Genomic DNA, 9,575 nt, shown 5'->3' with positions numbered 1-9,575 from the left:
GCTTGTGAGGTGGAATCCCCACAGGTCAGGTGTCAACCAAACTCGGGGCAGACCCTGGCACTGGTCGCAACCGGACTGTCCAACCTCGAGATCGCCGACCGGATGTACCTCAGCCCATTCACCGTCCGCGCCCACGTGCAACGCGCGATGACCAAACTCCACGCTCGAGACCGGGCACAACTCGTCGTCATCGCCTACCAGACCGGACTTGCGCCTTCCGAGGTTACGCAGCGCGAAGGCACCGCCGACGTGAAACCGGCGATTGCGGAGCGGTGCTCGGAACGGTGATCGACCCAGCAGCGCTTGCGAGGGCGGCGAGTCTTGACGAGTTGTGCGAGGTGATCGTGAACGGCGTGAACGTCGCGGCGGCCACGTCTCATGATGCGTTTGTAGGAACGGTCGCGGAACGAAGCTCTAGTTATTGCTCCTTTCGTCGTAACGCGTCATCGGCGTTTCTCCCAGGTGCGCCAGTCGGGCCCTGCCCGCGGCACGTAGTTCCAGTGCCCAGCGAACCTCGTCATGCCACGCGGCATGGTCGCTCATAAGCGCGAGTCGTGCATGGTGGGGCCACTGCGAGTTCTCGAGCATTTCCCTTCCCAGGGCGACGATGTCGGCCTCCCCGTGGTCAAGGACGGCCTCAGCCTGGTGCGGATCTACGATCAGACCCACGGTCGCCACCGGCATCCCGCTGCCTTCCCGGATATCTCGGGAAAGGTCGGCGTGGAATGCGTATCCGCGTCGCACACGCGCGTCGACTGAACGATCCGTGCTCACCCCGCCTGACGACACGTCGATCAGATCGACCCCAGCGGTCCGCAGTTCCTTCGCGAAAACGATGGACTCTCCGACGCCGACCCCGCCGGCGACGCCTTCGGTGGCCGAAATCCGATAGAAGAGGGCAACGTCTTCCCCGATCGCTTCGCGCACTGCCCTGACCACAGCAAGCGGATAGGCCATCCGGCCACCGGGGTTGCCCCCGAACTTGTCGATGCGGCGGTTGGAGATTGGCGACTGGAAGGAGTGCAGAAGGTAGCCGTGGCCACCGTGGAGGTCGATCACCTTGAAACCAGCTTGGACTGCCCGCCTGGCAGCGGAGGCCCAACGATCGATCGATGCCTCGACCTCCTCGGTGGTCCACGCAACGGGAACCGGCCACTCAGGACCAGCCGCCAACGCGCTGGGACCTACGATCTGCCACGGAGGCTCTCCGGCCGCAGCATCAGTGGCGCCGAGTGGGTCGCCGCCTGCAGCAGCGGACCGGCAGGAGGCCTTCCGGCCGGCGTGTGCCAATTGGATGCCAGGGACCGCACCGTATTCCGAGATAAATGCGGCCACCCGCGCCAGCGCTTCGCCCTGGCCGTCGTTCCAGAGGCCGAGATCGCCGTGAGCGATCCGTCCCTCTGGCTCGATTGCCGTGGCTTCCGCCATCACAATGCCGGCACCCCCCAGGGCAAAACGACCGAGGTGTACGAGGTGGTAGTCATTGGCCATCCCCTGCTCGGCCATGTACATGCACATCGGAGACACCATCGTGCGGTTGCGGGCGGTCACGCCTCGGATCGTCAGCGACTCGAAAAGCTTGGGCATTGTCTTCCTTGTCCGTCATCAACGGTGGTCGGGCCCGACCTGTGACCGTGCACAAACCGGCCCAGCCGCCACTACAGGGTGTTACCGGCGGGCTCAGGCGCCGACATCGCCCGATACTCGGCATCGACTCCCGCAACGATCGTCGCCCGCGGGAAGCTCGTCTTCTCTTTGGCGCCATTCAGCTGACCGTCCGCGATCCAGGACGGTCCCTCGGCGAGGTGTGCCAGCCCTTCGGCGGCTACCACGGCCGGCGATGAGGACTTCTGGCCGGGCTTATCGAAGTCGTAGCCCAGTCGCTCCATCGCCGGTGTCCGGGTCAGCCCAAGGCACAGCTCAAGGACATCGACGCCGTGCGGCTTCAGCTCGACCCAAAGACCCTCGATGAAGATCCGCAGGAACGCCTTGGCCGCGACATACGGCGCGATGCTGGCGTGGCCGACGAAGCTGGCCACCGAACCGAGCACGATCACACCGCCCGCGCCACGGTGCTTGAGGCGGTTACCGAAGTGCCGCAAGAAGGCCAGCGGTGCGGTGATATTGAGGTCGATGACCCCCTGCACACCGGCTTCGTCGGACTCGACGAACTCGCCGCGGTAGGTATTCGAGCCAGCGTTGTAGACGAATAGTCCGACGTCGAGCGGATCGGTGATCTCACGCACGCGGTCCAGCGCGTCTGGTACCAGCAGGTCCTGTTGGACGGTGCGGACCTTCACGCCCAAGTCCGCTACCGCTTCCGCGATCTCAGCGAGTGGCTCCGGCTTGCGTGCCACCAGGACGAGGTTGATGCCCCGCTCGGCGAGCTGACGGGCGAGTTCGGCGCCCACCCCCTCAGACCCTCCTGCAATGACCGCCCAGGCCCCGTACTTCGCGGTGTCGAACATGTCTGCTCCTTGTGTCATGGCCGTGGCGGCCGGAGTCGGGTCCGGGCTCACTTGCTCTCTGCGACCCAGCGCAGGTCCTGCGGGCCCTGGGCTGCCCAAGGGACGTTGTCGGTGTTCATCACCAGTGGGCTGCGCACCAAGACGGGTTGGTCCAGGCCCGACGAGATCCGCACTGCCTCGATATGTCCGGCGGTCGCGTTCTCGCCGGCGAGGATCCGAGCGGGATCGCCCGGCACCAGTTCGATGAGAAGGAAGACGACTAGCGGCACCGCGAAGATGAGAGGCACCGCGGCCAGGACTCGTCCGATCGTGAAGCGCAGCATGTCAGCAGGCGCTCTGGTCGGAGCCAGACAAGTCGAGCGAGGGCGCCTCGCCCAGCAGGACACGGGCGTCCAGGCGCCCGTCGAGCAGGCGGTTCACGCGATGCGCGACCCGCCAGCCCGCAGCGGTCTTCGCGAACTCCCACCGATTGGCGGCAAGCCGATAGACGTACCAACGACCAATTGAAGACTCGTAACGAACCAACATTGAGTGGCACGTGGCCACCGCCCGCTCCCCCTCGACCACGATCCGAGGCTGCCCCATCACGTGTCCGGCTCCGCCGGTGATGATCTCCTGATGCATCGGCCCGTGCACCATGTCGATCAAGCCCTCGCGGCCTGACAGCGTGGTCTCCCCCGATCCCATGCTGTACGAATACCGCGCATCATCAGCGAAGAGGTCCGCGACCTGCTCCGCTTCCCCAGCGTCAACCGCGGGACCGTAGCTCGCGATCACCTGCATGATTTCCAGTTGTGCCTCCACTGCACGCAGACGTTCTTGCAGTTCAACATTGGTCATCTGGGCTTCCATGCATCCTCCTCAGTGGCCCTAGCTGCAACAATCCTCGCGATCAACACGGTGGAGCTATCTCAAAAGTTCCATTGAGTGGTACATTGTGCACTTGTGATTGATGGTGCGAATGCGTCCCGCCCAGCACTCGGCGACCGAGTGTTGGACGTGATCGAGTGTTTCCTCGACGGCCCCCTGCGGCAGACCCTCGACCAAGTCAGCGCTACCACCGGGCTTCCCCGGACCACCGCCCATCGAATCCTCCGACTGCTGACTCGTAGGGGTTGGCTCCATCACTCAGGGGCGGGCTACCAACTGGGATCACGGGTGCTGGAACTGGGCCGTCGGACCATCGGCTATCAGACTCTGCGCGCGGCAGCTGCCGACGCGCTACTGGAACTGCATCAGGCAAGCGGCGCCGTCGCCCACCTTTCTGTCCTGGAAGGCGCCATGACCTGTCACCTCGACAAGGTCGGCAGTGGCCGGACCTGGCACGAAGTCCCCTCGCGGATCGGGATTCAACTGCCAGCCACTGAAACCGCCGGCGGGCTGTCCATCCTGGCCTACCTTTCCCCCGAAGAGGTCGATGAGGTGCTGGATCTCCAAGTTCAGGCCGGTGTATCACCAGTGGACCGTCGACACCTAGAAAACGAGCTCGCCGCTATCCGACGGCGCAACGGTGTCGCACTGCGGTCAGGGGCGAATCGCGCCTCTCGAATCAGCTCGGCAGCTGCGCCAATCCACGGATTCAGCGGGCCCGTAGGCACTGTCTCGATCGCCTGGCGCCACCAAGGACCCACCCAGGAGGTGGCCGTCGACCAGGTCGCGCGAGCCGCACGTCGAGTCGCCCAGGAGCTCCGTCTGGCCTGAGCTCACTCTTCGACCCCCGAGGTACCCAGATCGGCGGACCAGAAGAACATGCGAATACGGGGGCGCGGCGCGCACCCTGGTGATAGGAACCCAGTCTGGAGCCTGGGCGCGACGGAGGCGTTTGCTCTCGCCTGGGCGCAGATGTTGTCCTGTGCTCGAGTTGGCTGCCTTGAGTTCAAAAGTCATGTTCTCTTCCTGAACCCTCCCCGGAGGATCACTTGCTCCGCCCCGCGCACACCCACTCGATGGCACCGATCCCGTTGTGGAGCGGCGAAGCCGTAGACTCCGGCGGGCTGGCCTTGCCTGTTCCTTCAGCACTCGTCGTCGAACCAGGACCAGTTCCAGGGGGTGATCGTTTCTGCTGCCCCGAGGAAGACCGTCTCGCCCAGCATGGCATCAGATTCTGGCACTTGCCCAAGGGTCTCGAGGATCCGCTCAAGGACAGTCCCGGGCTGGTCGACCTCGGTGATGATCCAGGTCAGGCGAATGATCTCCGCTGCGGGATCATGGACTGCGGCGGCTTCCCGCATGCTCCACTCAGTCGGCGCCAGGGTCGAGTCGTTTTGGAGCACCCAACCGGCAGCGTAGCCGGGCACATTCGCCAATGCCGGCAGAACGGTATCCAGCTCCCAAGCGTGGTGGCGCCCGAGCGCTGAGCGCCCAGCATCCGCCGGAAGCGCCCGAGCGATGATGACAACGCCCGTTCCCGGCAGGAAGTGCAGTGCGCGCGTGTTCAGTCGCGAGCCGGGAGCCGGCAGATACCCGGCGACCCGGAAGAAGTCCATGTAGGGGCGATCCACCAGATCCACATCGGGGCGTCGTCCCTCCCGAAATGATTGCTCCGCAAACTCGGACCAAACCTCGATGGCGCGCCCCTCGGGCGCATCCAGCCAGTAAAGCGTGGCGTAGTCGAAATCCTCGAACCCGCCGCGTGCGTGGGCGGTCGCCGCCAGCTTCGGCGTCTGCACGAACCTCTCACCATGGGCGACCCCCTCCAGTGCCAGATTCTCGGGGCGATGATCCAACTGATGCCATTCATTGATGGCGCGGTGCAGCTTGGGATCACGAGCCTTGGCCAAGCTCAGGAAGCCCACACGGGGTGCCGGAAGCATCGCAGTTCCTCTCGTCGTCTCGTGCGTCGTCCAGGTCGCCACTCAGCCAATGACACCAGCGGCCCGCAGCCTGTCCAGATCGCCAGCAGCCAAGCTCAGCTCAGCACTCAGGACCTCGTCGGTGTGCTCACCAAGCCACGGAACACGCCCCATCTCTGCGTCCTCGAGTCCCGACATCTTCACCGGATTCCCGGGCATCAGGACGGGCTTCTCCACGCCATCAGTGCGTGGGATCTCCGTCATCATGCGGCGAACCGCGACGTGTTGGTCCGAGACCACCTCGGCTCCCGTGAGACAGGGGCCCGCGGCGATCCCCGCTTCCGCGAGGGACGCGCACGCCTCGAGCTTGGTGCGATCGCCGGCCCACCGCTCGATCCTGGGCCGAATGATGCTCTCGAAGTGCTCAACCCATCCCGCCCGGGTCGCCAGTCGAGCGTCCTCCAGCCACTCGGGACAGCCCAAGATGTCTGCCAGCCGAGCGAACTGGTGCTCGCGCCCTACCTGAAGCACGAACCAGCCGTCCGCCGCCCGGCAGGCATGCATCAACAGCGGAGGCAGCTCGTGTAGGTCCATCGACCAGAAGTTGGAGACCACGTCGGTGTAAGCCAGCATCGAGTCCATCATCGCGATATCGACGAACTGACCCTGCCCGGTCAAGTCGCGAAGCCGGAGCGCCGCCAACAGTCCGACCGTCGCGAACATGCCGGTGCCGATGTCTGCAACGCCTCCGAGCGGACTGACGATCGGCGCCTGACCCGTATCGCGCCATGTATAGATCCCGGACATCGCCTCTGCGACTGGCGCGTAGGCCGGCCAAGTCCGGTACGGCGAGCCCGGCGCGTTGCCGAAGCCCGAGACAGACAGATAGATCAGGGCGGGCCACCGCTTGCGCAGCGCCGCCTCGCCCAAACCCATCCGGGTCATCGCGCCAGGAGTGAAATTCTCGGCGACGATGTCGAATCCGCCGGCGAGCTCAGCGAAGATCTCGCGCCCTTCGGGCTGCTTGAGATCCAGGACGATGCTCTTCTTGTACAGGTTGTTGCGGAGAAAGGTGGCACCGACCCGACGCCCATGCGGATCGATCATCGCCGGCTCGGAGGAACGGCCGGAGTCTCCGGAGCCGGGCCGTTCCACCTTGACCACCTCCGCCCCCATCCGGGCGAGAAGCTGCGTAGCGAACGGCAACGCCTGCATCCCCTCGGCGGCAAGGATCCGGATCCCGTCGAACGGCTTGGCGGCGGAGTGCACCGCCTCGGCTGCGGCCGTCACTGGTGACCCCCGATCCGGTTGAACACGGCGCGGGCGTTCCCGGCGAGATAGGCTTCGCTGACCTCGCTGGACCAGCCGAGATCGTCCAGTTGGGTCAAAGTGTGGCGATGCCCCGACGCCGGGAATCCGGAGCCGTACAGGACTTTGCGTCGGCCGGGGCCGGTGATGAACCGGCGTAGGTCCTCGTTCCAGTGACGGGCCGGGTACACCGCAGTACCCAGGTAGACGTTCGGGAACTTCAGCGCCATCGCGATCGCCTCCCCCACCCACGGCCATCCGGTATGGGAGAGGACGAAGCGAACCTCCGGGAAGTAGATCGCCGGACGGTCGATCCCGATCGGAGCGCCACAGGCGCTGGGAAATGGCCCGCCTGAGGTACCCGCCTGCATGACGACGGGGACGCCCATTTCCGAGGCCAATGCGTAGTACGGGTAGTGATCAGCATGGTCGAATGTACGGTCGAAGCTATGCGTGTGCAGGTGCAATCCGACCATCCAAGGCTGGCTCAGAGCCTCGCGCGCCCTGGCCACGCCGGCAGAGCCGAAGCTGGGGTCGTAGCTCCACTGTGCGTAGAAGCGACCGGGGTACTGCTCGGCCAGCCGTGCGGCCTCCTCAGGCCGGGCTGCGGCAACGCGGGTGAACTCATGCTCCCCGTGCCATACGGACTCATCCGCGACCACGAGCACGAGCGAATCGATCCCCAACTCGTCCATCCGGGCAACCATGGTGTCCGCATCGCAGAAGCCATCGGCGCCGCTGCGGACCTTGAGCGGGATCCCTGAGGCCCGGATCACGTCGTGCCAGAGAACTTCACGCTCGGCGGCGAAGGAATTGCTCCAGTAGTCAATCGCTCCCATCAGGAGTCTCCTCTCCGTGCTTGGTCGAAGCGCTGCGCCGCAGCGACGGCTACGGCTGCCTCGTCGAAGTCACGGAACAACGGCAACCCGGCGGCGACGCATGCCTCGCGGATCAGCGTTCCGTGGTCGGCCCGTGCCGCGTCGAGGCTCCGGACCACAACGCCTACCCGTGCCCCCGCGCTCGCGACGCGACCGGCTGACTCGACCACCTCGAGAAGGTTGCCGATCCCACCGCCGCCGAAGGCGTACCAGGACTGGACGTTGATGTGCATGACGATGTCGGCGAAGACCTGGTGGGCGGTCACCTGGGCGAGCAGACTCTCGAACGCGGTAGCCGGCGCCCCGGGTCCGATCGGGATCTCGACAGGGTTCGCCACCGAGGTGCCAGCCCCGTAGCCGAGGGATGCCAGCGCGGCGCGCGGCTCTGGGGTCAACGGCGTCAAAGCAACCCCCCGTGCATCGAATGCATCGGTCGCCAGAACGGAGGCTCCGCCGCCCGGGCCGACCACCAACGCGCCCACTGCACCGGCAGACGACGGCGCAAGTGCACGCCGCCGCGCGTCGACCTCTGCATAGGTCAGCGCAGCCAGGAAGTCCTCAAGGCTCCGCACGACCGTCACTCCCAAGGAGTCCGCGAGCGCTGCCCAGACCCGATCCTCCCCAGCCATCGCACCGGTGTGAGAGGCGACGGCGCGCGCTCCTTGCACACTCAAGCCACCGACCAGGACCACGACCTGCTTGCGTCCCTGCAGACGGCGTAGCGTCGTCATGAAATGGTCGTCACTGACGCCTTCGACGTAGAGCCCGATCACCTCCGTGTCCTCGTCGTCCGCCAGCCAGGCGAGGAGTTCACCCGTGGACACGTCCACCGCGTTTCCGACTGTCACCAGCTTACCCAGCCCCAAGCCCCGCGCCGCACCGCTCAGGACGATCTCACTGGCGAGGCTTCCGCTCTGCGAGATCACCGAGACCGGTCCGCCCTGGGTAGGGGTGTTCAACAGGAAGGACTGTCGTCCCGCTGGGCTGAACACACCCATGCAGTTGGGCCCGAGCACACGCACATCGGATCCGGAGGCGGCGTCGACCAGAGCGTCGGTGAGATGGTCGTTGCCGATCTCCGAGAAGCCGCTCGCGGTGACTTGGATGAAACGTGCATGCTCACCGGACTCGCGCACCAGACCAGGGGTTGCAGTCGCAGCGACGGCTGACAACAGGTAGTCGACTCCACCCGCGACTTCGCTGACGGATCGCACAGCCGGCACTCCGTCCACCTCGTCTGCCGTCGGATGCACTGCGTACAGACCTTCGGTCCACCCAGCGGCCTTGTAGGCCGCGAGGAACCGGTTGCCGAACGCGAGCCGAGTGCTCGAGGCTCCTGCCACGGCAACTGCACGGGGTGAGAACAGCGGCCCGAAGTCTGTGGTCGAGGGCGCCGTCGCAGCACGCACCTCGTCGGTCACAGTGAGGATCATCCGGGCATCGACGACATGGAAGTCCGCACCCCTGGCGATGATCGGATTGCATTCGAACTCGTCGACGAGTTCCTCGACGCCGCCGATCACTCCTTGGGGGCCTGCCATCGCCACCAGGAACTCGACCAGCGACTGCTCGTCGATCGGCACGCCGGTGCGGGATCCCGCACGAACGCCGGCCGGCAGCGCCCGCACCATCTCGGTTGCGTCCTTGCGCGACAGCGGGTACATCCGACTCACTGTTCGGTCCGCGATCTCCGTCATGGTTCCGCCGACGCCGAATACGACCAGCAGGCCGAACGGGTCACGTCGAACGATACCGAGCAAGAGCTCGGCCCCTTTCGGCACTTGTTCCTCCACCAAGAAGCCAGCCGCGGGAACACCTGCGCCGTCGAGTCTCACTCGCATCTTCGCGATGCTGGCCTCCAAATCGGACCGCCCGACGTCGAGAGAAACCGCACCGACATCGGACTTGTGCACCAGTCCCGGCCCGAACGCCTTGACGACCAAGGGCTCGCGGAGCTCGGCGAACGCCGTGGTCGCGACCTCGTCGTCACTGACGCTGATACCGCGTGGACACCTGATGCCCTGCTCCCGCAGGAAGGACTTGACCGCATGCTCCGGCACCATCATCCGCTGACCGGAGTCACCCACCTCGACTGCCAAATCACGTAGCTGAACGGGGGACGTCATCGA

At 65.6% G+C, this 9,575-nt stretch carries 10 protein-coding genes and 1 pseudogene; 3 read left to right on the top strand and 8 right to left on the bottom strand.

Features of this window, described 5'->3' with window-relative positions; all coding sequences use genetic code 11:
* Positions 1-288 (top strand): response regulator transcription factor (locus tag ACLM5J_RS20365; RefSeq protein WP_413658508.1); only part of this gene is annotated, 288 nt, incomplete at its 5' end.
* A gap of 126 nt (positions 289-414) precedes the next feature.
* Here the strand turns inward: ACLM5J_RS20365 and ACLM5J_RS20360 are convergent.
* From ACLM5J_RS20360 to ACLM5J_RS20345, 4 genes are all read right to left on the bottom strand, one after another.
* A complete protein-coding gene (locus ACLM5J_RS20360) occupies positions 415-1,587 on the bottom strand; it encodes an NADH:flavin oxidoreductase/NADH oxidase (protein WP_413658507.1) in 1,173 nt (390 codons plus the stop codon).
* Between the two features lie 71 nt (positions 1,588-1,658).
* Positions 1,659-2,468 (bottom strand): SDR family NAD(P)-dependent oxidoreductase, encoded by an 810-nt coding sequence (locus ACLM5J_RS20355; RefSeq protein WP_413658506.1) that lies wholly within the window; start codon positions 2,466-2,468, stop codon positions 1,659-1,661.
* 47 nt (positions 2,469-2,515) lie between these two features.
* Positions 2,516-2,791, bottom strand: coding sequence for a hypothetical protein (locus ACLM5J_RS20350; RefSeq protein ID WP_413658505.1), 276 nt, complete (start codon positions 2,789-2,791; stop codon positions 2,516-2,518).
* A gap of 1 nt (position 2,792) precedes the next feature.
* A complete protein-coding gene (locus ACLM5J_RS20345) occupies positions 2,793-3,320 on the bottom strand; it encodes a nuclear transport factor 2 family protein (RefSeq protein ID WP_413658504.1) in 528 nt (175 codons plus the stop codon).
* 75 nt (positions 3,321-3,395) lie between these two features.
* On the opposite strand from ACLM5J_RS20345, the pseudogene ACLM5J_RS20340 reads away from it, so the two are divergent.
* Together ACLM5J_RS20340 and ACLM5J_RS20335 are read left to right on the top strand one after the other, a co-directional pair.
* Positions 3,396-3,581 (top strand): annotated as a pseudogene (locus ACLM5J_RS20340) (helix-turn-helix domain-containing protein); the annotation flags it as partial.
* Positions 3,582-3,626: 45 nt separating this feature from the next.
* Positions 3,627-4,169 (top strand): IclR family transcriptional regulator C-terminal domain-containing protein, encoded by a 543-nt coding sequence (locus ACLM5J_RS20335; protein ID WP_413658510.1) that lies wholly within the window; start codon positions 3,627-3,629, stop codon positions 4,167-4,169.
* Positions 4,170-4,480: 311 nt separating this feature from the next.
* Here ACLM5J_RS20335 and ACLM5J_RS20330 read toward each other — a convergent pair whose 3' ends face one another.
* From ACLM5J_RS20330 to ACLM5J_RS20315, 4 genes are read right to left on the bottom strand one after another with little or no spacing between them, the layout of a single operon-like run.
* Complete coding sequence (locus ACLM5J_RS20330; RefSeq protein ID WP_413658503.1) at positions 4,481-5,281, bottom strand: hypothetical protein; 801 nt, start codon at positions 5,279-5,281, stop codon at positions 4,481-4,483.
* Positions 5,282-5,323: 42 nt separating this feature from the next.
* Entirely contained in the window at positions 5,324-6,529 is a 1,206-nt protein-coding gene (locus tag ACLM5J_RS20325; RefSeq protein WP_413658509.1) for a CaiB/BaiF CoA transferase family protein, read from the bottom strand.
* A gap of 17 nt (positions 6,530-6,546) precedes the next feature.
* Positions 6,547-7,407, bottom strand: coding sequence for an amidohydrolase family protein (locus ACLM5J_RS20320; protein ID WP_413658502.1), 861 nt, complete (start codon positions 7,405-7,407; stop codon positions 6,547-6,549).
* Positions 7,407-9,545: an acetate--CoA ligase family protein gene (locus ACLM5J_RS20315; protein ID WP_413658501.1), complete on the bottom strand. Its 2,139-nt coding sequence runs from the start codon at positions 9,543-9,545 to the stop codon at positions 7,407-7,409. Before ACLM5J_RS20315 ends, ACLM5J_RS20320 begins: the two co-directional genes overlap by 1 nt.
* Between the last annotated feature and the right edge of the window lie 30 nt (positions 9,546-9,575).

The organism is Nocardioides sp. Bht2 (genome assembly GCF_047308515.1).
Lineage (GTDB): Bacteria > Actinomycetota > Actinomycetes > Propionibacteriales > Nocardioidaceae > Nocardioides.
Note: the sequence above shows the minus strand (reverse complement) of the source record. Positions and strands in the feature narration are given on the sequence as shown.

Excerpts from the sequence above, each read along its gene's own strand:
- ACLM5J_RS20360 (WP_413658507.1), bottom strand. The coding sequence starts at position 1,587 with ATGCCCAAGCTTTTCGAGTCGCTGACGATCCGAGGCGTGACCGCCCGC.
- ACLM5J_RS20355 (WP_413658506.1), bottom strand. The coding sequence starts at position 2,468 with ATGTTCGACACCGCGAAGTACGGGGCCTGGGCGGTCATTGCAGGAGGG.
- ACLM5J_RS20350 (WP_413658505.1), bottom strand. The coding sequence starts at position 2,791 with ATGCTGCGCTTCACGATCGGACGAGTCCTGGCCGCGGTGCCTCTCATC.
- ACLM5J_RS20345 (WP_413658504.1), bottom strand. The coding sequence starts at position 3,320 with ATGGAAGCCCAGATGACCAATGTTGAACTGCAAGAACGTCTGCGTGCA.
- ACLM5J_RS20330 (WP_413658503.1), bottom strand. The coding sequence starts at position 5,281 with ATGCTTCCGGCACCCCGTGTGGGCTTCCTGAGCTTGGCCAAGGCTCGT.
- ACLM5J_RS20320 (WP_413658502.1), bottom strand. The coding sequence starts at position 7,407 with ATGGGAGCGATTGACTACTGGAGCAATTCCTTCGCCGCCGAGCGTGAA.